22 protein-coding genes are annotated in these 21070 nt (G+C 61.4%); 12 read left to right on the forward strand and 10 right to left on the reverse strand.

The window, feature by feature from the left end:
- Positions 1 to 31: 31 nt before the first annotated feature.
- From ABIE28_RS13420 to ABIE28_RS13430, 3 genes are all read right to left on the reverse strand, one after another.
- Positions 32 to 1216 carry an amino acid aminotransferase gene (locus tag ABIE28_RS13420; protein ID WP_354063719.1) on the reverse strand — a complete coding sequence of 395 codons (1185 nt, stop codon included), beginning with the start codon at positions 1214 to 1216 and terminating at the stop codon, positions 32 to 34.
- Between the two features lie 145 nt (positions 1217 to 1361).
- Positions 1362 to 2285, reverse strand: a complete 924-nt coding sequence (locus ABIE28_RS13425; RefSeq protein ID WP_354063721.1) for an electron transfer flavoprotein subunit alpha/FixB family protein — start codon at positions 2283 to 2285, stop codon at positions 1362 to 1364.
- Positions 2285 to 3043, reverse strand: a complete 759-nt coding sequence (locus tag ABIE28_RS13430; RefSeq protein WP_354063722.1) for an electron transfer flavoprotein subunit beta/FixA family protein — start codon at positions 3041 to 3043, stop codon at positions 2285 to 2287. The genes ABIE28_RS13425 and ABIE28_RS13430 overlap by 1 nt, the downstream gene beginning before the upstream one ends.
- A gap of 270 nt (positions 3044 to 3313) precedes the next feature.
- Here ABIE28_RS13430 and ABIE28_RS13435 point away from each other — a divergent pair, with 270 nt between their 5' ends.
- The 5 genes from ABIE28_RS13435 (at position 3314) to ABIE28_RS13455 (ending at position 6931) form a co-directional block, all read left to right on the forward strand.
- Positions 3314 to 4483: a M20 aminoacylase family protein gene (locus ABIE28_RS13435; RefSeq protein ID WP_354063724.1), complete on the forward strand. Its 1170-nt coding sequence runs from the start codon at positions 3314 to 3316 to the stop codon at positions 4481 to 4483.
- A 196-nt stretch (positions 4484 to 4679) separates the two neighbouring features.
- Positions 4680 to 5051 (forward strand): endonuclease domain-containing protein, encoded by a 372-nt coding sequence (locus ABIE28_RS13440; RefSeq protein ID WP_354063726.1) that lies wholly within the window; start codon positions 4680 to 4682, stop codon positions 5049 to 5051.
- Positions 5052 to 5125: 74 nt separating this feature from the next.
- Positions 5126 to 6178 carry an AbrB family transcriptional regulator gene (locus ABIE28_RS13445; protein WP_354063728.1) on the forward strand — a complete coding sequence of 351 codons (1053 nt, stop codon included), beginning with the start codon at positions 5126 to 5128 and terminating at the stop codon, positions 6176 to 6178.
- 21 nt (positions 6179 to 6199) lie between these two features.
- Complete coding sequence (locus tag ABIE28_RS13450; protein ID WP_354063730.1) at positions 6200 to 6502, forward strand: hypothetical protein; 303 nt, start codon at positions 6200 to 6202, stop codon at positions 6500 to 6502.
- Between the two features lie 150 nt (positions 6503 to 6652).
- A complete protein-coding gene (locus tag ABIE28_RS13455) occupies positions 6653 to 6931 on the forward strand; it encodes a PepSY domain-containing protein (RefSeq protein ID WP_354063732.1) in 279 nt (92 codons plus the stop codon).
- A gap of 41 nt (positions 6932 to 6972) precedes the next feature.
- Here ABIE28_RS13455 and ABIE28_RS13460 read toward each other — a convergent pair whose 3' ends face one another.
- On the reverse strand, positions 6973 to 8610 hold the full coding sequence (locus ABIE28_RS13460; RefSeq protein WP_354063734.1) for an alpha-glucosidase: 1638 nt from the start codon (positions 8608 to 8610) through the stop codon (positions 6973 to 6975).
- Positions 8611 to 8719: 109 nt separating this feature from the next.
- Here ABIE28_RS13460 and ABIE28_RS13465 point away from each other — a divergent pair, with 109 nt between their 5' ends.
- Positions 8720 to 9181: a GNAT family N-acetyltransferase gene (locus ABIE28_RS13465; RefSeq protein ID WP_354063736.1), complete on the forward strand. Its 462-nt coding sequence runs from the start codon at positions 8720 to 8722 to the stop codon at positions 9179 to 9181.
- 259 nt (positions 9182 to 9440) lie between these two features.
- Here ABIE28_RS13465 and ABIE28_RS13470 read toward each other — a convergent pair whose 3' ends face one another.
- Positions 9441 to 10370: a 2-hydroxyacid dehydrogenase gene (locus ABIE28_RS13470; protein WP_354063737.1), complete on the reverse strand. Its 930-nt coding sequence runs from the start codon at positions 10368 to 10370 to the stop codon at positions 9441 to 9443.
- A gap of 174 nt (positions 10371 to 10544) precedes the next feature.
- Between ABIE28_RS13470 and ABIE28_RS13475 the strand changes: the two genes are divergently transcribed.
- From ABIE28_RS13475 to ABIE28_RS13485, 3 genes are all read left to right on the forward strand, one after another.
- Positions 10545 to 11966, forward strand: coding sequence for a circularly permuted type 2 ATP-grasp protein (locus tag ABIE28_RS13475; RefSeq protein WP_354063739.1), 1422 nt, complete (start codon positions 10545 to 10547; stop codon positions 11964 to 11966).
- 178 nt (positions 11967 to 12144) lie between these two features.
- Positions 12145 to 13095 (forward strand): alpha-E domain-containing protein, encoded by a 951-nt coding sequence (locus tag ABIE28_RS13480; RefSeq protein ID WP_354063741.1) that lies wholly within the window; start codon positions 12145 to 12147, stop codon positions 13093 to 13095.
- Entirely contained in the window at positions 13095 to 13925 is an 831-nt protein-coding gene (locus ABIE28_RS13485; protein WP_354063742.1) for a transglutaminase family protein, read from the forward strand. The genes ABIE28_RS13480 and ABIE28_RS13485 overlap by 1 nt, the downstream gene beginning before the upstream one ends.
- Before the next feature lie 6 nt (positions 13926 to 13931).
- Here ABIE28_RS13485 and blaOXA read toward each other — a convergent pair whose 3' ends face one another.
- The 4 genes from blaOXA to ABIE28_RS13505 all read right to left on the reverse strand — a co-directional run bounded on the left by blaOXA (position 13932) and on the right by ABIE28_RS13505 (position 17181).
- The gene (blaOXA, locus tag ABIE28_RS13490) at positions 13932 to 14741 is read right to left on the reverse strand and encodes a class D beta-lactamase (protein WP_354063744.1); all 810 of its coding nucleotides are present in this window, start codon (positions 14739 to 14741) and stop codon (positions 13932 to 13934) included.
- A gap of 81 nt (positions 14742 to 14822) precedes the next feature.
- Positions 14823 to 15776: an ornithine cyclodeaminase family protein gene (locus ABIE28_RS13495; protein WP_354063746.1), complete on the reverse strand. Its 954-nt coding sequence runs from the start codon at positions 15774 to 15776 to the stop codon at positions 14823 to 14825.
- Positions 15773 to 16411, reverse strand: a complete 639-nt coding sequence (locus ABIE28_RS13500; RefSeq protein WP_354063748.1) for a hypothetical protein — start codon at positions 16409 to 16411, stop codon at positions 15773 to 15775. Before ABIE28_RS13500 ends, ABIE28_RS13495 begins: the two co-directional genes overlap by 4 nt.
- Before the next feature lie 71 nt (positions 16412 to 16482).
- The gene (locus tag ABIE28_RS13505) at positions 16483 to 17181 is read right to left on the reverse strand and encodes a L,D-transpeptidase family protein (protein ID WP_502913389.1); all 699 of its coding nucleotides are present in this window, start codon (positions 17179 to 17181) and stop codon (positions 16483 to 16485) included.
- A 309-nt stretch (positions 17182 to 17490) separates the two neighbouring features.
- On the opposite strand from ABIE28_RS13505, the gene ABIE28_RS13510 reads away from it, so the two are divergent.
- Positions 17491 to 17745, forward strand: a complete 255-nt coding sequence (locus ABIE28_RS13510) for a phage head completion protein (RefSeq protein WP_354063750.1) — start codon at positions 17491 to 17493, stop codon at positions 17743 to 17745.
- Between the two features lie 71 nt (positions 17746 to 17816).
- A complete protein-coding gene (locus tag ABIE28_RS13515) occupies positions 17817 to 18287 on the forward strand; it encodes an SRPBCC family protein (protein ID WP_354063752.1) in 471 nt (156 codons plus the stop codon).
- Between the two features lie 125 nt (positions 18288 to 18412).
- On the opposite strand, the gene ABIE28_RS13520 is transcribed toward ABIE28_RS13515, so the two are convergent.
- Entirely contained in the window at positions 18413 to 19348 is a 936-nt protein-coding gene (locus ABIE28_RS13520) for an AEC family transporter (RefSeq protein ID WP_354063754.1), read from the reverse strand.
- A gap of 171 nt (positions 19349 to 19519) precedes the next feature.
- Between ABIE28_RS13520 and glpD the strand changes: the two genes are divergently transcribed.
- Positions 19520 to 21016, forward strand: a complete 1497-nt coding sequence (gene glpD / locus ABIE28_RS13525; protein WP_354063756.1) for a glycerol-3-phosphate dehydrogenase — start codon at positions 19520 to 19522, stop codon at positions 21014 to 21016.
- Positions 21017 to 21070 lie beyond the last annotated feature (54 nt).

Here is a 21070-nt window from a genome sequence, read left to right on the forward strand (position 1 = left end):
CCCGACCCCTCTGCAAGGGTCGGCGCCGGGCTTATTTGATGGCAGCAAGCATGGCATCGGCCAAATCGTCGATGCGATCTTCCGGGATGCCTGCGACATTGATGCGACTGTCGCCGATCATATACACGCCGTTGTTGGCCTTAAGATGTTCAACAACCGAATTTTCAAGGCCAAGCAGCGAGAACATGCCGCGATGGTCGGCGATGAAATCGAAGTCTTCCGAGTTCGATTTCTGGCGAATTGCTTCGCTGAGCTTTTCGCGCAGACGGATCATGCGGGCCCGCATGGCGTTGAGTTCGGTTTCCCACTCGGCACGCAGTTCGGCATCTTCGAGAATGGTGCGGATGATTTCCGCGCCATGATCGGGTGGCTGCGAATAGGCGCCACGGATAATGTTGAGCAGCTGCGAATTGGTGACGTCCGCTTCGGCCGCATCGCGGGCGACGAGGATGGCAGCACCAACGCGCTCACGATAGAGGCCGAAATTCTTGGAGCCCGAGAATGCTACCAGAGCTTCAGGCACCGAGGATAAGATTTTGCGCGTGCCATAGGCGTCTTCGAGCAGGCCATCGCCAAAGCCGAGATAAGCCAGGTCGATGAACGGCAGAGCGCCGGTGCGTGCAAGGCTGGCAGCAACCTTATCCCATTGATCGTTCGACAGATTTGCGCCGGTCGGGTTGTGGCAGCAGCCATGCAGCAGCACGACGTCGTCCTTGCCCAGCTTGTCGAGCGTGGCAAGCATTTCGGCAAATTTGACGCCGCGCGTCTCGGTGTCGAAATAGGGATAGGTTTTGACCGCAAGGCCGGAATTGATGGCGATCGGGTTGTGGTTTGGCCAGGTTGGGTCAGAGACCCAAACGGTGGCGCCGGGCTTGGCGCGGTTGATCAGCTGCATCAGGACCCAGAGCGAGCCGGTGCCGCCGGGAGCCTGTGCGATGCGCACGCGGCTGCGGTCGACGCTATCGGCCAGAGCAAGATCGAGCACGGCCGCGCCATAGCCCTTGTTGCCGGCGATGCCGAGGTAAGTCTTGGTCTTTTCGTTTTCCAGAATGCGCTGTTCGGCTTTGCGAACAGCCGACATGACGGCGGTAACGCCCTTTTCGTCTTTGTAGACGCCGACGCCGAGGTCGATCTTGGTGGGGCGCGGGTCGGCCGCGTATTCGCCCATCAGCGCCAAAATCTTGTCGCCGGGGGCCTTCGTGAGGGTCTCGAACATGTCAGGGTCGTTCCGAAAAGAGAGCGGGGTCTTTATAGGCGGCAGGCAGGAATTTGCAACGTTTTGCAGGGCCTCATCCTGAGTGTGTCGAAGGACCAAAGCCGGTGTGCCCGACCTCGCAGTTCGACAGGCTCACCATGAGGTCCTACGGGATGCGCTGATTCAATTCCGAGATCAATTGCGGGATGATTTCGAACAGGTCGCCGATCAGCGCGACATCGGCCAGCTTGACCAGCGGGGCTTCGGCGTCGGTGTTGATGGCGATGATTTTTTTGGCGCCCTGGATGCCGGCGAGATGCTGCAAAGCGCCGGAAATGCCGATGGCGATATAGAGATCGGGCGCGATGATCTTACCGGTCTGGCCGATTTGCCAGTCATTGGGGGCGTAGCCCGCATCGACCGCAGCGCGGGTGGCGCCGACCGCTGCACCGAGCTTTTTGGCAAGGTTTTCAATGAGCTGGAAGTTTTCGGCTGAGCCGAGTGCGACACCGCCGCCGACCACGATCTGTGCGGTTGCGAGGTCTGGCGTGTCGCTTTCGGTACGGTGTTCGGCGATCAGACGGGCGGCGGAGGCCACAGCGCCATCAATGGCTTCGATGGGTGCGGCGTTGCCGGTTGCGGCGGGGCGGAAGGCCGAGGCGCGCAGCGTGAGGATATGCCTGGCCTGATTGTCGGTAACGGTTTGCACCGCGTTGCCGGCATAGATCGGGCGCTCGAACCGGTTGGGGCCGAGAATGGCGACCACGTCAGTGACCGGCATCAGATCGAGTTTGGCGGCGAGGCGCGGGATGACATCCTTGCCAACACTTCCGGCGCTTGCGGCTACATAATGATAACGGACTGCTAACCCCGACAGTAGCACTTCGAGGCTATCTGCTAACACATTGCCCTTGGCAGTCAGCACTTTGGCGACGCCAGCAAGGGTCGAAACGGACTGTGCGATTGCGGTTGCATCGTCGGCGACGACCAGCACATCGACCGGGCCCAGTGCGCTGACGCCGGCAATGATGCGGGCAGTGGCGGGCGAGAGGACACCGAGGTCGTGATCGGCGAGGACGAGTACGCTCATCACAGCGCCTCCATCTGGGAAACTTCGGAGGCGATGTAGGCGGCGAGCTCGGAGACGGAGCCGACAGTCTTTCCTGCCACTCGCTCGGCGGGCGGGGATATCTTTTCGACGGTCAGGCGCGGCACCAGATCAACCCCGAACTCGGCGCCGGTGCGAACGGCCAGCGGCTTGGAGCGCGCCTTCATCACCATGGGGAGCGCAGCGTTGCGCGGGGTATTGAGGCGCAAATCGGCGGTGACGATGGCGGGTAGCGGCACGGAGATGGTCTCGCGGCCGGTATCGACTTCGCGGGTGACTTCGAGCGACTGGCCGGTGACCTTGATCTCGGAGGCGAAAGTGGCCTGCGGACGACTGGTCAACGCTGCCAGCATCTGGCCGACATGATTGCTGTCGTCGTCGACGGCCTGCTTGCCGAGCAGCACAATGTCCGGGTTTTCCTCGGCAACAACCTTGGCTAGCAGTTTGGCGATAGCGAGGGTTTCGAGCGCGGCATCGGTTTCGATCAGGATGCCGCGATGAGCGCCCATGGCGAGCGCTGTCAGGATCACATCATTGGCGACTTTGGGGCCGATCGAGACGATGACGATTTCATCGCCGTGCCCGGCTTCCGACAGCTGCACCGCAGCCTCGACCGCGTGCTTGCAGAACGGGTTCATCGACATGCGAACGCCAGTGGTTTCGACGCCACTGCCATCGGGACGAACCCGGATGCGAACGTTGTGATCGACGACGCGCTTGATGGCGACCAGGATTTTCATGGGCAGCTCCGCAAGTTGGGCGTGTCATGGCAAATATGGCCGATGCGGGCAAGCCGCGCGGGCAGAAATTTGGGCTAGTTGAGTCAGGTTTGTTGGAAAAGGGTACTGGGGGGGTATGGGGCACGCCCCCTCATGCGGCAAGTCTGCTGAACGCAGAATTGCATCCCTCTCTCACAAGGGGCGAGGGGAAGAACAGAAAACCATGCTAAGGTTGACGGCAACGATTGGGGCAGCGAAACTGACCCAGAATTGACCGCTTTGGACTATTTTATGCCCGTTCTTAACCGTATCGCCGAGTTCCACGAAGAGATCGCCGCCTGGCGACAGGACTTTCACGCCCATCCGGAAATTCTCTACGAGGTGGTGCGGACGGCCGGGATCGTCGAGCAGAAGTTGCGGGAGTTTGGCTGCGACGAGGTTGTTCCCGGAATCGGGCGGACGGGTGTCGTTGGCATCATCAACGGGCGCACAAATACCAGCGGCCGTACCATTGGCCTGCGCGCCGATATGGACGCCCTGCCCGTCACCGAAAAGACCGGCAAGGACTATGCCTCGACCGTCGACGGCAAAATGCATGCCTGTGGCCATGACGGGCACACCGCCATGCTGTTGGGCGCAGCGAAGTATCTCGCCGAGACGCGCAATTTCGATGGCCGGATCGCGGTGATTTTCCAGCCGGCGGAAGAAGGCGGCGCGGGCGGCAAGGCCATGCTCGATGACGGGCTGGTCGACCGGTTCGGCATTGAAGAATTTTACGGCATGCACAATTGGCCCGGCATGCCCGTCGGCCATTTCGGCATCCGCGCCGGCGGCATCATGGCGGCGACGGACAGGTTTTATATCGACATCACCGGTCTGGGCGGTCATGCGGCGCGGCCGCAGACCACGATTGATCCGATCGTGGTGGCGGCCAACATGATTGTCGGGCTGCAGTCGATCGTCTCGCGCAATGTGGACCCACTGGCCAATGCTGTGCTGTCGGTGACGATGGTTGAGGCTGGCGAGGCGGACAATGTGATTTCGCGCACGGCCAAGATCACCGGCACGGTGCGCACGCTTGATTTGGGCATCCAGGATCTGATCGAGCAGCGGCTGGTCGATTTCGTGCCGCAGTTTGCCAGGAGCTTTGGCGCTGAAGCCAGCGTTCGCTATGCGCGCGGCTATCCGGTGACGGTCAATGCCGTCGAGCAGACGGCGTTTGCCGCCAAGGTTGCCGCCGAAGTAGTGGGCGCGGACCGGGTGGACGCCGATGCGCCACCATCAATGGGCGGCGAGGATTTCTCGTTCATGCTCGAAGAGCGGCCGGGCGCGTATATTTTCATCGGCAATGGCGACAGTTCCGAGCTGCATACCAATACTTATGACTTCAATGATGACGCGATCCCGGTGGGCGCGAGCTATTGGGTGAAGCTGGCGGAGCGGGCATTGCCGGTGGGGTAGGTTTGCTCGGTTTGTGGGTGGTCCACAGGCCGGTGTTTTTGGCTCACCCCCTCCCTGCCCTCCCCTCAAGGGGGAGGGTCAGATCGAGTGTTTTGGACGATTGTGCCACATAGTGCATAGGCGTGAATTTGACTGGATAGTGCCGCTGAGTGGAGTTCACCCTCCCCCTTGAGGGGAGGGCCAGGGAGGGGGTGGGATGTCGACGCGGGCGCAGCGTTTGAGGAAGAACCCGACCCCTGCCGAAGTCCGGTTTTGGCGCCTCATCGAACCGCTTAGGCTTGGCGGTTATCACTTTCGCAAGCAGGTTCCGCTTGGGCCCTATGTTGCTGATTTCGCCTGCCATCGCGTCAAGCTGGTCATCGAGATCGATGGCGATACCCACTTTACTGAAACAGCGTTGGCCAAGGATCGTGAGCGCGAGGCGGCGTTAGCCAAGCATGGCTTTGCTGTTTTGCGGTTTACCAATGATGAGATCATGAGCAATGGCGAGGGTGTGTATGCCGTGCTGACCTCTGCGTTGGCGGAGCGAAGTCCCCCTCCCTGGCCCTCCCCTCAAGGGGGCGGGTGAGTTCGGTGGTGGTGGGACGATAGTGCCACTAGCAAGGGCTTGCGGATCACCGCGTCCGACGCCAAAACAATTTCATGTTCCTCACCACCCTCCTCCCCACGCTGCTGACCATTGCCATTTCTGCCATCGGCGGCGGGTTGGCGACGTTTGTTGGCATCCCGGCCGGGTGGTTGATGGGTGGGGCGGTGGCCGTGACGGTGGCGGCGATGATCGGGGTGCCGATTGCGCTGCCGGGGTGGCTGCGGGATGTGACCTTTGTTTTGATCGGCATGTCGATGGGCGCCAGCGTGGCGCCCGATAGTCTGACGCTGATTTCGAGCTGGCCGGTGAGTCTGGTGGCGCTGGCGCTTGAACTGGTGCTGATCATTACGCTGACCGGGTGGATGCTGGCCAAAGTGTTCAAGCTCGATGCGGGAACGGCCTATCTGAGCTCGTTTCCGGGGCATTTGTCGTTTGTGCTGGGCATTGCGGCGGCGGGGGTGGGTAATCCGCACCAGATCGTGATCATTCAGGTGATCCGGATTTTGATGCTGACGATCTGCGTGCCGATCGGGGCGGTGTTTTTGCCGATCGATCACTTTGCGCCAGCGGTGACGACTGAGTTTTTGAGCGTCTGGCAATTGCTGGCGCTGGCGGCAGGCTGTGTGGCGGTGGGGCTGGTGTTCATCCGCCTCAAGGTGCCGGCGGGTCTGGTGCTGGGCGCGATGGCGGCGGCAACGGTCGCCAAGCTGGGCGGGCTCTATGTCGAGGCGGTGCCGACCCCGCTGGTAACGGCGACCTTTATCTGCACCGGGGCGTTGATCGGATCGCGTTTTGTCGGCATCACGCGTGCCGAGTTTTTGACGGCGGCAAAGGGCGGGCTGATCGCCACGTTGATGACCGTCGCCATCGTGACGCTGATGGCCTATGGCGTCAGCCTTCTGGTAGACATGCCGTTTGGCCAGATCTGGCTGGGGCTGGCGCCCGGGGCGTTGGAGGGCATGGGCGCGCTGGGCATCGCGCTGGGTTATGATACGGCGTTCATTGCGGCGCATCACGTGATCCGGCTATTGTTGCTGAGTTTTGCTATTCCGGCGGTCGCATTGCTGCTGCGCCGGCGCGAGGCCGCCACAATCGCACGGCAGTAGATCGGCAAAGGAGATTCTCGAATGCTTAGAACTGCACTCCCCCTCGTCGTCGTCGGGCTGCTTGCCAGCGTTGCGCCCGCCATGGCCGGGCCGATGTGTTTTGGCAGCAGCAGCGGCGTTCAGGTCAGCGTCGGCGCAGCCTTTGGCGGCAAGTTTACCGAGGACGACCAGAACAAGTTCGACCAGATGCGCCTCAACCAGATGGGCATCGAGGCGACGCGTGTCGAGCGCTGGAACAATTGTATCCGCGCCTGGGTGCGGCAGGCCGATGGTCGCGAGACCATGGAATTTTATGATCCGCAGTCCTATGAGCGCGTGCAGTAAAGTCCGCGCCGAAATAAGATGAATATAACAGTCATCTAATTGACGAGCACGATCGGCTAGGTCGTTCCAACTGTTGCAGTTTTTGGAACCAAGTGGCGTGGCATTGAGTTACAGTGCCAACCACTGCAATCCAAACAAAGGATGGACGGAATGATCAAGATCATCATGGCAACTGCTGTTGCTGCAACCAGCCTTGCCTTCGTCACCCTGCCCGCGCAGGCCCAATCCGAGATGGCCTGCAATGCCAGCCATTCGATCGTGGGACGCGAGAACACCATTTCGCGCCAGCTTGAGCGCATGGGCTATGACGTGCAGAGCGTGGAGGCCTGGAACAATTGCGTCCGGGCCTATCTGGTGAACCCGGACGGGTCGCTTGAGATGGCGTTCTTCCAACCGGGCTCTCTAACCCGGATCAACATCAACGACTGATCATTGATCGCCCCGGCTAAAACCGGGGCGATTTTTTTGGCTTATGCAGAGGCGACCGTGACGCCAGCCGAGACCGGGATGAAGGCATAGCCATTGGCGGTGAGGGTCAGCGTGTCGTCGGCCAGTGCGGCGTTTTGCGAGACGGGCTCCAGCACTGTGGTCGGGCCCAAGCCGCCGATCTTGATCTGCTGCGGTTCGGCCGAGAGGTTGAACAGACAAAGCAGGCTCGCATTGCCCTCGGTGCGCAGGAATGAGAGCACCGGCTCGGCCGTGTCGTAGAACAGGATATCGCCGGTTTTGAGCACGGGCTGGGTTTTGCGCCAGGCAAGAATGGCGCGGTAAAAGGCGAGCGTCGAGCCTGCGTCAGTGTTCTGGGTGGCGACGTTAAGCACCGATTGGGCCGACTTGACCGGCAGCCATGGCGTGCCGGTGGTAAAGCCATTTGGGGCAGAGCCGCCATCCCATGGAATGGGCGTACGGCAGCCATCGCGGCCCTTGTCTTCGGGCCAGAAGCGGATGCCGCGCGGATCGGTCAGTTCTTCAAACAGCAGGTCGGTTTCGGGCAGTCCGAGCTCTTCGCCCTGATAGAGGCAGACCGAGCCCTTAAGCGACAGCACGAGCGCCGCCGACTGGCGGGCCAGCGCGTTTTGCGCCTCGGCATGGGGCGCCCAGCGGGTGACGTGACGCGGCACGTCGTGATTGGAAAAGCTCCAGCACGGCCAGCCATCGGGGCCTTCGCGGAAGAACTGTTCGATGCGGGTGCGAAAGTGGGCGGCGGTGAAATCGTCGCCAAGGAAATCAAAGCCGTAGCACATGTGCAGCGTGTCGCCGCCCGAGGTGTATTCGGCCATCAGCGCCACGGACTTATGGCTATCGCCGACCTCTCCGACCGAGGTGGCGCCGGGAAATTCGTTGAGCAGCGAACGGACGCGGCGCAGGAAATCGACATTTTCCGGCTGGCTCTTGGAATAGACATGCTCCTGCATGTCATAGGGGTTCACGGCATAGGCGAGGTGTTCGCTCTTGATCTTGTTGGGCGGATTGGAGCGCAGCTGCTTGTCGTGGAAGTAGTAGTTGACGGTATCGAGGCGGAAGCCATCGATGCCGCGCTCGAGCCAGAACCGCATGATATCGAGCACCGCGTCCTGCACGTCCGGATTGTGGAAGTTCAGGTCAGGCTGGCTGGCGAGGAAATTGTGCATGTAATATTGGCCGCGCGTCGGGTTCCATTCCCAGGCGCGGCCACCGAACACGGCGGGCCAATTGTTTGGTGGGGAGCCATCGGGCAGCGGATCGGCCCAGACATACCAGTCGGCTTTGTGATTGGTGCGGTTGAGGCGCGATTCCTGGAACCACGGATGCTGGTCGGAGCTGTGGCTCACCACCTGATCCATGATGACCTTGAGGCCGCGGGCATGGGCCTGGGCGACGAGGCTGTCGAAATCCTGCAGCGAGCCGAACAGCCGATCAACCTCGCGATAATCGGACACGTCATAGCCCATATCGGCCTGTGGCGACTGGGTGATCGGCGAGAGCCAGATGCAGTCGACACCAAGGCCGGCAATGTGATCGAGGCGCGCGATGATGCCCGGCAGATCGCCGATGCCGTCGCCATTGCTGTCCTGAAACGAGCGGGGGTAAACCTGATAGATCACTCCGCCGCGCCACCATTCGGTCATACCGGACTCCTGCCCCGATTCATTGCCACGTTGAGGCGACGCTATCTGGTTGCTGGTTCAGATGGAATCGCCGTCTGGTGCAGGTAAGCCGTGCGAGAGAGGCAGGACGATGGCGCTTGAAACAGGATTATTGATCGACCACGCAGAGACCATCGAGCGGCTGACGGCGCTGCTCGATGCGCAATGGCCCGATTGGTACAATCCCCGCGGGGCATCGGCGCGGACGGATCTAAGCGAACGAATGCGACGGGATGGATTGCCGCTGGGCATAGTGGCGCTGGTGGATGGCGAGGTGGCGGGCACCTGTGCGGTGACAGCCGGATCGGGTGGCGTGGTGACGGAACGGTCGCCGTGGCTCAGCGGGCTGGTAGTGGCGCCGGAAATGCGGCGACGGGGCGTGGGGCGGGCGATGCTGGGTCGGGCCCGGCAGGAGGCGCGGCGGCTGGGGCATCAGTGGATTTATGCACTGACAGCGGATGCGGCGGGGTTGTTTGAGGCCGAGGGGTGGGTGGAGGTCGATCGGATCGAGGTTGCCGGAGTGCCGCACCGGGTGTTTCGGGCGCGGGCTTGAGGGGCGGTGGTCCGCGAGGTTTACAGTGGGCGCGGGTGGGCCTTCACCCCTCACCCTAGCCCTCTCCCCTGAGGGGCGAGGGGATACGATCGGGGGGTGGGGCGGTATTGACGGTCGAATTGAACGGGCTGCTTCCGAGCTGCCCCCGGGTTAAGCCCGAAGGCAAGCCCGGGGATTTGGAATCGCGCGCCACCCTTGATCCCTCCCCGCAAGGGGGAGGGTGTTGACTGCTCTATCCAGCTACTTTCAAGAAAGCCCCTTACACCACCGCGCTGATCAGTGGTTCGCCCGCGAAATGGGCGTCGAGGTTGGCCACCAATAGGGCGCCCATGGCGTCGCGGGTTTGGACTGTGGCGCTGCCCTGGTGGGGGGAGAGGACGACGTTTTCGAGGGCGAAGAAGGCTTCGGGGACGTTGGGTTCGTCGTCGAAGACATCGAGCGCCGCGCCGCCGAGGGCGCCGGACTGGAGGAGTTCGAGCAGGACCGGTTCATCGACGAGGCTCCCGCGGGAGATGTTGACGAGGTTGCCCTTGGGGCCGAGCGCTTCGAGCACTTCGCGGTTGACGATGTGTTGGGTGCCTTTGCCGCCGGGGGCGATCAGGACCAGCCAGTCGCTGTCGCGGGCCATGTCGACCAGCTTGTCGTAAAAAACATGCGGTTCGTTGGGCTGGCGTTTGCGGCCGTGATAGACGACGCGCATTTTCATGGCCTGGGCACGGCTGGCGATTTCCTTGCCGATACGGCCGAGGCCGACAATGCCGACGGTCTTGCCGGTGAGTTCGCTGAACAGGCCAATCTGGCCCTTGGTCCATTTGCCCTGCCGCACGAACTGGTCGGCCTGGGGAATGCGGCGGGCCAGCGCGATCATCATGCCGATGGTCAACTCGGCGACGGCATCGTTGAGCACGTCCGGGGTATTGGTGACGCGGATGTTGCGGGCCTTGGCGGTCTTGGTGTCGATATTGTCGTAGCCGACGCCGAAACCGGCAATGATTTCAAGATTTGGCAAAGCATCCATCATATCGGCCTGCACGCCTGAACCGGCATGGGCGCGAATACGCGCACCGTTCTCGGCCAGCCAAGCCTTGGGGTCTGCCTGCTCAAAGAGTTTGTGCACTGTATAGCGCTCGGCCAATGCGGCTTCACAACTGGCAAGCAGCTTGCCGGTCTGGACAATCTCGATGGTCATGGGAACTCTCTACACAGGTCAGGAATTGAAAAGAAATAACCGTGACTTCCATTCAAGTCGACCCGCGCTACACAAAAAGCAAGTCTAACGCACAAGTCAGCGGCTGGACGCGGCTCTACAAATGTGTAGCAATGTGAAGGCGATGGGACGCGCCGCATTACCACTCGGAGCACAATGGCCGATAAACCGCCGTTCGACGAAATGTACAATCCGGATGGTTCCGTCCGAGAACCATATCGCGCTCTAGCGCAATGGCTTGAGGAGCAACCGGACAAGGCACTGACGCTGATGCAGTCCGATGCCGAGGCAATTTTCCGCAAACTGGGCATTACCTTTGCCGTTTACGGGTCTGAAGAAGGCACAGAGAAGGTCATTCCCTTCGACGTGATCCCCCGCATCATAGCGGCGCAGGAATGGCGCCGGCTGTCTAAGGGCATCGAGCAGCGCGTCAAAGCGCTCAATGCCTTTCTCTACGACATCTACCACCGCCAGGAGATCCTCAAGGCCGGTCGGGTGCCCGAGAAACTGATCCTGCAGAACTCCGCCTTTGCGCCGGAAATGATGGGGCTGGAGCCCGCCAAGGGCGTTTATGCCCACATTATCGGCGTCGATATCGTGCGGGTTGGGCCGGACGAATTCTATGTGCTGGAAGACAATCTGCGCACGCCGTCGGGCGTTTCCTACATGCTGGAAGACCGCGAGGCGATGATGATGCTGGCGCCGGACCTGTTCCAGCGCAGCAAGGTTGCTCCGGTCGAAAACTACCCAGAAAACCTGCGACGGACACTGGAAAGCGTGGCGCCGGCGGGTGCCGGAAGCTCGCCCAATATCGTGGTGCTGACCCCCGGCATCTATAACTCGGCCTATTTCGAGCACTCGTTTTTGGCCGACCAGATGGGCGCGACGCTATGCGAAGGGCCGGACCTGTTTGTCGATGGCGGCAAGGTTTACATGCGGACCACGATGGGCCCCGAGCGGGTCGACGTGATCTACCGCCGCATCGACGATGATTACATCGATCCACTGACCTTCCGGTCGGACTCGATGCTGGGCGTGCCGGGGCTGTTCAATGCCTATCGCGCTGGCAATGTGACGCTGGTCAATGCGCCGGGCACGGGCATTGCCGACGACAAGGCGGTCTATACCTATGTGCCGGAAATCATCGAGTTCTATCTCGGTGAAAAGGCGCTGTTGCAGAACGTACCGACCTATAATTGCACCGACGACGACCAGCGCAACTGGGTGCTGGAAAACATCGCCGATCTGGTGGTGAAGGAAGTGCACGGTTCGGGCGGCTACGGCATGATGGTGGGGCCGACTTCGACCAAGGCCATGCATGCCGAGTTCAAGAAAAAGATCGAGGCGCGGCCGGACAACTATATCGTCCAGCCAACCTTGGCGCTCTCCACCTGCCCCACGTACGTCAATGCCGGCATCGCGCCGCGTCACGTCGATCTGCGGCCTTATGTGCTGGTGGGTGACGAGGTGCGGATCACGCCGGGCGGCCTGACACGTGTGGCACTCAAGAAAGGCTCGCTGGTGGTCAATTCAAGCCAGGGCGGCGGCACGAAGGATACGTGGGTGCTGGAAGATTGATGATGGATCAGCACGCAACGACGTTAGACGCCACGCCCTCGTGGTTCGAGGCTCGCAAAGAGCTCGCACCTCACCATGAGGGCTACTTTGAACTCGATGCTCCAACAGCCCTCATGGTGAGGCGGGAGCGCAGCGACCCTCGAACCACGAGGGCGTGGCAAAGTGATCGGGTGTCGCCATGAGCATGCTCGGACGGACTGCACAGAACCTGTTCTGGCTCAGCCGCTATGTCGAGCGGGCGGAGAATATGGCGCGCCTGCTTGAGGTGGGCTATCGCATGAGCCTGACCAGCCGCCGTGAGGGTGGCTCGTCGGAGCATCTGATTTCGATGATGAAGGCCGCCGAGGTGGACGAGGACTTCGCCAAGAAGGACAAGCCCGCCGACGTCGATACCGTCGCCAATTTCATGATGTTCGACCCGACCAATCCGAGCTCGGTCTATTCGTGCCTGCAGGCGGCGCGGACCAATGCGCGCTCGGTGCGCACGGCCATCACCAGCGACATGTGGGAAAGCATCAACTCAGCCTGGCTGGAATTTTCCCAGATCAAGCCGCGCGATGTGCGGGGGGCAAAGCTGCTGGGCCTGCTTGAATGGGTCAAGCATACCAGCCACCAGTTTCGCGGGGCGCTGCTCGGCACCATTCTGCGCGACGATGGCTATGCGTTTTTGCAGGCGGGCAATTTCATCGAGCGGGCGGACAACACCGCGCGTATTCTCGACATGAAATATTACGTGCTGCTGCCGCGCGCAAAAATGGTGGGCGGGGATCTCGACATCCAGCAATGGACGCTGATCCTGCGGGCCGCTTCGGCGCATCGCAGCTACCGGCATGTTTATCATGACCGCTACAAGGCCCATAACATTGCCGATTTCCTGATCCTGCGGCCCGAAATGCCGCGCTCGCTGATCTCCTGTGCTCGCTTTGTCGAGCAGCAGGTGGACACGCTGGCCGACTTTTACGGCAAGAAGCAGGACTGCAACAATTCGGCCGGCAAGCTGCGCGCCATGGTCGAAAGCACCACGATGGATTCCATTTTCGCCAACGGCCTGCACGAGTTTTTGACCGAGTTCATGGCTCGAAACAATCGCGTGTCAGACAGCCTTTCGGAAAGCTACAACTTCTACTGATGCGTATTTCCATCCGACACCAATTGAGCGTTACGCCACCACCGGGCAGTGCCCATGCGGTGCTGCAACTGTTGCTGACCCCGCAGGGCGCATCCACGCAGAGCGTGGAAAGCTGGAGCGTGGAAAGCTGGAGCGTGGAAATGGCCGGCATTGGCAATGCCGGGCGTTTTCAGGATGCCTATGGCAATCAGGTGCATCTGGTGAACCAGACCAAGCCGGAAGGTGCGCTGCTGGTGACGGTCAAAGGCGTGGTGGAAACCACCGATAGGCACGGCGTGCTGGGCAAAGGCGGCGTCGGGCCGGTTCCGGCGCTGTTCCGGCGCGTGACGCCCCTGACCAAGGCGCCGGTGACGCTTTATGGCAAGTATCGCGGCAGCAAGGACAGCCGCCTCGATATCCTCCACGCGCTGATGGCGCGGGTGGGCGAAACGCTGGGCGTGATCGAGCAGGCCCAGACGCAAAGCCAGATGGGCGCCGACGGTTCGCAGTCGCAGTCGCAAAGCCAGGGTAGCGAGGCCAAGCCTTTGCCGCCGGCCAGCGACTACGCGCATGCCTTTATCGGTGCAGCGAGGGCACTCGAAATTCCGGCGCGCTATGTGACTGGCTATCTAGCCGGAGCCGAAGAGGGCCAAGCGCCATTTCACGCCTGGGCCGAAGCCTATGACGAGGGGCTAGGCTGGATCGGCTTTGATCCGCTGCTACAGCTGTGTCCGACTGACCGGCATGTCCGGCTGGCGGCGGGGCTCGATGGGCTGTCGACGGCGCCGATCCGCGTGGTTCCGGCCGGCGATGGCGTCAGCACGATTGAGGTCAGCGTCGAGGCCGAATAGCAGGCCTTAGGGGCCGACGAGTTTAGGCCATTCAGCCAGCAGTGCGTCGCGGGTGCGGAGGCCACCGGAGACGGATTGGCGGACTTCGTCTTGCGTGAGCCGCACGACGATCAGCGTACGGTCACCTTTGGTAGCCATGCCGACATACCAGCCCCAGCCGCGCGCCCGATCGAAATTACCGTCGGCTTTGCGCGGAAAGGCGGAGCCGGTCTTGCCGACGAACTGCCAGCCATTGCTGGTTTCCCGCCGCTGCATGATGGCGATTGTGGTGTCCATGGCCGTGCGCGACACTGGCAGCTGACGGGTGGCGAGCTTTGTCATGAAGGCCAGTTGCTGGCGCGGCGTGATCTTGAGCGAGGAGCTGATCCAGCTGCGTTCAAGACCGTTATTGGCGCCGGGATCGTCGGCAAAATCGGCATTGCCGTAGTCGAAGGAGCGGGCATATTGCGCCAATTGGTCGGCGCCCAGCGAGCGGGCGATCACCTGCGAATACCAGACGACGGAATAGTCCATCCAGCGTAGCGGGTCGGTGGTTTGGCGCCATTCGGCGCCTCCCCAATCGGCATAGCCTTCAACGAAAGGCAAGGCCGGGTTGTGCGCGTCAGCCAGCAGGCGCGCATCAAATCCCATCACCGCCAACGGCACTTTAAAGGTCGAGGCTGGGGTGGTGGGCATATCGCAACCACCGCCCTCTTCGATCAGAACCTGCCCCGTCGTCGCATCGGCCACCAGCGTGCAAAGCGTTGCCGCCTGCGCGGGGATGGTCAGCATCAGTGCGGCGAGGGCAAGGGAAATCAGGGTTTGGACTAGACGCATTGAGCCAACTCACGAATTTGGCCCTGAAACGCAGGTCCGACCAGAACATGAAGCGACGATGGCAAAGGAAAACGGCTGCCGTTAGGCAGAGCTCACCGCGTTGACGATGTAGTCGGCAATCATGAGATCGAGGTGTGCGCCGCCGCCGTTTTTGAACAGGGTAATCTGGTCGTCAGACTGACGGCTTGAGGCATTGGCGGCGACGAGGTCGTAGAGATCGCCCCGCACATGATCGCGCGTGATGACGCCGGCGGCGATTGGCTGCATTAGTTCGCCGATCTGGTCGACGACAGTGTCGACGTAGTCCACATAGACCAACGCTGACGCGATCAGGTCGTCGTCGGCCTCGCGCATGTCGGGGGTGAACGCGCCGATCAGGTCGATATGGGTGCCGGGGCGCACCCACTGGCCAAGGACGACGGGCTGTTGGGCCATGGTCGCGGCCGCAACGATGTCGGCCTCGGCGACGGCCTTGGGAAGATTGACCACGGCTGAGACATTGGACCGGAGTGTGTTGAGGCTGGCGGCCAACGCCTGCGCCTGTTCCGGGCGACGCGACCAGATCGAGATGCGCTCGATGCTCTGAAAGGCGGCGTCATAGGCCTTGGCCAGAGTGGACGCGACCATGCCGGCGCCGATAATGACCAGATGGCGACTATCAGGGCGGGCAAGGCATTGGGCGCCCAAAACGGAGTCTGCGGCCGTTTTGAACTGCGTCACCAACCGGCTTTCGATGATGGCGCGGAGCGAGCCGTTTTCTGGATCATAGAGCAAGACCGCGCCCTGTATGGATGGCAGGCCTTCCTGTGCATTTTGAGGGAAGACGCTTTCGCCCTTGATGGCAAAGCCGAGGCCGTCCACCTGTGCGGCGCGGTTGACCAGCCTGGCGTTGGGCGAGCCAAGGAACAGATCGCCCTGCTGGGGAGGCGTGAGCTTGTGTCCCTGGCGCAAAGCGTCGACAGCGCCAGCCCAGGTCAGCGACTTCACGCAGTCGTCATAGGTCAGGAGTTGCGGCAGTCCGGAATAAGGAGTCAACGCAGGGGGCCGTCTCGTTCGAACTCTTCCCAGCCGAGCAGTTTGGGACGGGGCGCGGTGTCGCTGTCTTCGGGCGTGGCTACCATCTTTTCGGCGGCCTTTTCTGACCGTTTCAGCTTTGCCTTCCAGGCGGCACGACGGCGGTTTTCGGCGGCGGTTTCAACGTCATCTTCGCGCCAGGTGGCAATCAGTTCGCCGTCGAGCATGTCCTCGACCTTGCGTGGATCAAAGACGTGGAACGTGATCTTTTTGGCGCGACCGCGCAGTTTGACGGTGCGCGTTCCGGCGCTTGGCAGACGGCCATCCTTGAGCCAGCGATGGCGCTCGGTGGTGGAGATGGTCAGGATGTCTTCGATCTCACGCGGGATCACGGGCAGGTTTTCGATGCCTTCAAGCGTTTTGACGACGGTTGTTGAGACGGCGCGAAACTCGTCGGCTGAGTTCTCCGGCAGCTTAAGGACGAGCACCCCGGCCTCGACATCGAGCGACTTCTTGAGCGGCGACGGCAGGCGCGCCCGGATTTCGAGCAAAATGCCTTTGATCCGCACCGACGAGCCGAGCGTGGCGGCGGCGGGCAATGTCCACTGCTGAACCAGCCACGCATCTGTATTCGGTTTTGGTTTGGGCTTAGCCATGAGCGCAAAGTAGTGACTTCGCGCTGCAGCTTCAACAGAGCGCTTGGGGTATCGGCTGTCGCGCCAAGAGTTTAGGCAGGCAGGACGATCACCTTCGTGTCGACCGGGGTCTTGCTGTAGAGATCGACCATGTCCTGCGTCAGCAGGCCAACGCAGCCGCTCGACACACCCTTGCCGATCGTTTCGGGCATGATGGTGCTGTAGATCGTATAGAGCGTGTATTTGCCATTTTGGTAGAGGTAGAGCGTGCGCGCGCCGAGTGGATTGTTGAGGCCGGGTGGCATGCCGCGCGCATAAGGGGCCGCTTCGGGCTGACGAAGGATCATTTCCCGCGGTGGCGTCCAGATCGGCCACTCCGCCTTGCGGCCGATATAGGCATCGCCGCTCCACAGGAAGCCAGCGCGGCCCACATTGGCCCCATAGCGCGTGGCCATGCCGTTGCCTTCGATGCGGTAAACGTAATAATGGCGCGGGTCGATAATGATGGTGCCGACGGCTTCCTTTGACGGGTAGCTCACTGTCCGGCGAAGATATTTCGGATCAACCTTGGCGATATTGACGGCGGGGACCGGGAAGCGCTCGTTGGGCAGCGCGCCGTAAACTCGCGCGGCTTCTGCCGGGCTCATACCGCCGGTGGTGGCGCAACCGGCCAGACCCACCGCGCCGAGAATAGCGGCAGAGCCGACGAGAAACGAGCGACGGTTCATCGGCCCGGGGCGAGCTGTTGAGTCCATCGCGCCCTCACCCAAAACATCACCGTTCATGCTCATGACGAATGCCCCTCCGGACTCGACAACCCAATGTCCTGCTGCTGCGAGATTGATCCAACACAGATCAATTGGCAAGCGGGGTTACCGCCGTCATTGTTCGGAATACAGCATCGATAAATGTTAACGGCCGGAGACTGTTTGGCTTACTCATGATGACAAAAGCTATGCTGGTGAGTTTGCGGTCCACGGCCTACTAGACCGCGTTTATCGAGGAATTTCTTCTCCAATAAGCTCTTACCCCTAGGCCATGGATGCACTACACAGGCGTGCCGCTGTTAACTATTCGCAGTGGTTGCACTGGGGGGACAAGTGCCGGGACTGAATAAGCTGATCAGCATCGAGGGGCGCGGAAAATTCCGGCTGCTGGAGCGCTCAATTTCAACGACCACCGACATCGACACCATGACCGAAAAGCACGTGTATCACTTTCGGGTGGCGTTCTCTCCCGGCATTTCGGTGGGCCATCGCGTGGTCTATATGGGGCGCCGCTATACGATCACGGCCGTGGACGACACCGACCAATCCAATGGCCTGACGCTGACGACCGCACTGCAAAAGGCGTAGGCTGGCGGCTGCGATCTGGGAAGCCCGCACCGATCGGCTGGAACAATTCGTCACCAATAGGGAGACGCAAAATGACGCTTGATGCAGAACGCGACCTCGAAATTACCCGTGTCATCAAGGCCCCGCGCAGCGCGATCTGGGCGGCCTGGACGACGCCGGAGCAGTTTGCAAAGTGGTGGATTCCCGCGCCCATGACCTGCAAGATCGTCGAACTGGATGTTCGGCCTGGCGGCGCGATGGTGACGGAGATGAGCGAGGACGGCACGACTTTTGGGCCGCATATGGACGCCTGCTACCTAGTGGTCGAGCCCGAGCGCCGGATCGTCTTCACCAACAATCTGGTGGGCGGCTGGCGGCCGGCGGACAATCCGTTTCTCGCCATGAGCGCGGAAATCACGCTGGAAGATCATCCCGACGGCACGCTCTATCGTGCCGTGGCCAAGCACGGATCAGCTGAAGCGCGCGACAAGCATGCGGAACTCGGTTTTTACGACGGCTGGGGCGCGGTGACGGAACAGCTTGCAGCGCTGGTGGAGAGATAAGGGTACGCCCTCGTGGTTCGACAAGCTCACCATGAGGGCTATTTGTGTGCCATACCAGGGCAGCCCTGAGGGTAAGGCGGGCGCGTGGCGACGTTTGAGTCACAAGGTCTTGGCACGGATAGCGGCTACAAGCTCAACACATATAACCAGCCAGACACCGTTATCGCCGAAGCAATCGTGCCGATGAGGATGGCGTTGGCGGCGACGCTGGTGCCGCGATTGTAGTAGGTGGCGAAAACGTAGACGTTGACGCCGGCGGGCATGGCGGCCAGCAGGATGCCGTAGCGGGCGATTTCCATGGGGACGTGGAACACCCAGATCATCAGCACATAGGCAATGGCCGGGTGGACGATCAGCTTGATGATGGCAGCGACCAGCGCCTGTTTCCAGTTGTCGGATAGCTTGAACTCGTTGAGCGCGCCGCCGATGCCGAACAGTGCTGCCGGAACGACGGCAGAACTCATCATGATGAAGAAGGCTTCGGCCGGCTCGATCAGGGTAAGGCCGGAGAAATAGCCGATCATGCCGGCGGCAATGCCCCAGATCAGCGGATTGGACGCGACGCGACGAACAGCGGTGAGCAGGGTCTTGCCGAGCGAGGCGCCATCGCGACGCATCAGCTCCATGGTGATCATGCCGATGGTGAGCAGGATCGCGCCATGAAGGCCGATGATCGAGAGCGTCACCGGCAGGGATTCCACGCCATAGGCGCGTTGCATGATGGGCAGGCCGACCAGCACCGTATTGGTGAAGGTGCCGGCAAAACCGACCGACACCCCCTCGCACCGCGTATTGCCGAACAGTTTAACGGCGATAACGATGCCGATGACGAAGCAGATCAGCGCGCCCAGATAGAACGGGCCGATAATGGCGGGGTTGAACGCGGCGCTGAAATCGCTGGTAATCAGCGAGTAGAACAGCAGGCACGGTGTCGCGAAATTGTTGACGAAAGCGATTAGGCTTTTGATGCCATCGGCGGGGAACAGGCGAAAGCGCACCGCGCCATATCCGAGTGCCATCAACGCGAAAATGGGCGCGATGACAGTAAGAATGGCAAGCATGGCCGCGAACTTCCCGGAAAGGACAGACCCCCTGCCCTAGCCTCCTGAGACGGAGCGGTCAATTGCGGTCTGGTATGGCAGTCTTCATGCTGGACAATCGCAATAAACGAAAGCCTGATGCTTGAAAACGAAAGCCAAGCGCGTATAAACGAAATGACTGGAGACCGCAGCATGGCCACGAGCGACAGCGTCGACATTTTCGTTATTGGCGGGGGCATAAACGGCGCGAGCATTGCCCGCGACGCAGTGGGGCGCGGCTATAGCGTGGCGCTGGCCGAGATGAACGATCTGGCCTCGGGCACCTCGTCGGCCGCCACCAAGTTGGTGCATGGCGGGCTGCGCTATCTCGAGCACTACGAATTCCGGCTGGTGCATGAGGCATTGGCCGAACGTGAAGTGCTGTGGGCCGAAGCGCCGCACATCATCAAGCCGCTGCGGTTTGTGCTGCCGCATCACAAGGGCCTGCGCCCTGCCCTGGTGCTGCGCGCGGGGCTGGCCATGTATGACTATATGGGCGGCCGTCGCCTGTTGCCGCCGACCAAGACGCTAGACCTGACCAAAGACATCACCGGCAAGCCGCTGAAACCCGGCTATCGGCTGGGCTTTGAATATTCGGACTGCTGGGTGGACGATGCGCGCTTTGTGGTGCTGAACGCGCGCGATGCCGCCGACAAGGGCGCGGCGGTGCATGTGCGCACCAAGGTGACCAGCGTGCGCCGCGATGCAGGCGGCTGGCTGATCGAGCTGGATGGAGAGGCCGGGCGGCAGAGTGTGCGGGCAAAGCTGGTCGTCAACGCGGCGGGGCCATGGGTCGACCACGTCATCACCGGGGCGATGGGCAGGAACGGCGCGCATAATGTGCGGCTGGTCAAAGGCAGCCATATCGTGGTGCGCAAGCTCTATGACCACGACCGCTGCTACATGTTCCAGAACGCTGACGGCCGCATCATTTTCTCCATCCCCTATGAGGATGATTTCACCCTGATCGGCACCACCGACGAGGATTATCCGGGCGATCCGAAGGACGTTAAAATCTCGGACGCCGAAACCGATTACCTGCTGGGCGCGGCCAGCGAATATTTCGCCAAGCCGGTGACGCGCGACCAGATCCACTGGACCTATTCGGGTGTGCGACCGCTGTTTGATGACGGCGCCAGCGCTGCGCAGGAAGCGACGCGCGATTATGTGCTCAAGGTGGATGGCGACGCGGAGGCCGGCGCCGCAATCAATGTGTTTGGCGGCAAGCTGACCACGTCGCGGCGGCTGGCGGAATCGGTGCTGGAAAAGATCGAGGGCGTGCTGGGCGCCAAGGGCAAGCCATGGACCAAGACCAGCCGTCTGCCGGGTGGCGGGTTTGAGCCGCTGGCGTTTGACGCCGAAGTGCGTCGGCTGGGCATGGAATATAGCGGGCTGCCGGGTACGCTATTGCGCCGGTTGATGCGGCAATATGGGACCAAGGCCAGGGACGTGCTTGGCGATGCCAAATCGGTGGACGATCTGGGGCGGCACTTCGGCTGGGATCTCTATGCACGCGAAGTGGTTTATCTGGTTGAACACGAGTGGGCACGCACGGCACAAGATGTGTTGTGGCGGCGAACCAAGGTTGGGCTGCGGGTGAGTGCCGAGGACGTGGCGGCGCTGGAGGCGTATCTGGCTAGCCGGAAGTAGCGCTGAAGCATCAGTCAATACCCTCCCCCTTGAGGGGAGGGATCAAGGGTGGGG

Origin of the sequence: Devosia sp. 2618 (genome assembly GCF_040546815.1) — a bacterium.
Lineage (GTDB): Bacteria > Pseudomonadota > Alphaproteobacteria > Rhizobiales > Devosiaceae > Devosia.

Bases quoted from the DNA above. Each gene is read 5' to 3' on its own strand.
- ABIE28_RS13420 (WP_354063719.1), bottom strand. From the start codon at position 1,216: ATGTTCGAGACCCTCACGAAGGCCCCCGGCGACAAGATTTTGGCGCTG.
- ABIE28_RS13425 (WP_354063721.1), bottom strand. From the start codon at position 2,285: ATGAGCGTACTCGTCCTCGCCGATCACGACCTCGGTGTCCTCTCGCCC.
- ABIE28_RS13430 (WP_354063722.1), bottom strand. From the start codon at position 3,043: ATGAAAATCCTGGTCGCCATCAAGCGCGTCGTCGATCACAACGTTCGC.
- ABIE28_RS13435 (WP_354063724.1), top strand. From the start codon at position 3,314: ATGCCCGTTCTTAACCGTATCGCCGAGTTCCACGAAGAGATCGCCGCC.
- ABIE28_RS13440 (WP_354063726.1), top strand. From the start codon at position 4,680: ATGTCGACGCGGGCGCAGCGTTTGAGGAAGAACCCGACCCCTGCCGAA.
- ABIE28_RS13445 (WP_354063728.1), top strand. From the start codon at position 5,126: ATGTTCCTCACCACCCTCCTCCCCACGCTGCTGACCATTGCCATTTCT.
- ABIE28_RS13450 (WP_354063730.1), top strand. From the start codon at position 6,200: ATGCTTAGAACTGCACTCCCCCTCGTCGTCGTCGGGCTGCTTGCCAGC.
- ABIE28_RS13455 (WP_354063732.1), top strand. From the start codon at position 6,653: ATGATCAAGATCATCATGGCAACTGCTGTTGCTGCAACCAGCCTTGCC.
- ABIE28_RS13460 (WP_354063734.1), bottom strand. From the start codon at position 8,610: ATGACCGAATGGTGGCGCGGCGGAGTGATCTATCAGGTTTACCCCCGC.
- ABIE28_RS13465 (WP_354063736.1), top strand. From the start codon at position 8,720: ATGGCGCTTGAAACAGGATTATTGATCGACCACGCAGAGACCATCGAG.
- ABIE28_RS13470 (WP_354063737.1), bottom strand. From the start codon at position 10,370: ATGACCATCGAGATTGTCCAGACCGGCAAGCTGCTTGCCAGTTGTGAA.
- ABIE28_RS13475 (WP_354063739.1), top strand. From the start codon at position 10,545: ATGGCCGATAAACCGCCGTTCGACGAAATGTACAATCCGGATGGTTCC.
- ABIE28_RS13480 (WP_354063741.1), top strand. From the start codon at position 12,145: ATGAGCATGCTCGGACGGACTGCACAGAACCTGTTCTGGCTCAGCCGC.
- ABIE28_RS13485 (WP_354063742.1), top strand. From the start codon at position 13,095: ATGCGTATTTCCATCCGACACCAATTGAGCGTTACGCCACCACCGGGC.
- blaOXA (WP_354063744.1), bottom strand. From the start codon at position 14,741: ATGCGTCTAGTCCAAACCCTGATTTCCCTTGCCCTCGCCGCACTGATG.
- ABIE28_RS13500 (WP_354063748.1), bottom strand. From the start codon at position 16,411: ATGGCTAAGCCCAAACCAAAACCGAATACAGATGCGTGGCTGGTTCAG.
- ABIE28_RS13505 (WP_502913389.1), bottom strand. From the start codon at position 17,181: ATGAGCATGAACGGTGATGTTTTGGGTGAGGGCGCGATGGACTCAACA.
- ABIE28_RS13515 (WP_354063752.1), top strand. From the start codon at position 17,817: ATGACGCTTGATGCAGAACGCGACCTCGAAATTACCCGTGTCATCAAG.
- ABIE28_RS13520 (WP_354063754.1), bottom strand. From the start codon at position 19,348: ATGCTTGCCATTCTTACTGTCATCGCGCCCATTTTCGCGTTGATGGCA.
- glpD (WP_354063756.1), top strand. From the start codon at position 19,520: ATGGCCACGAGCGACAGCGTCGACATTTTCGTTATTGGCGGGGGCATA.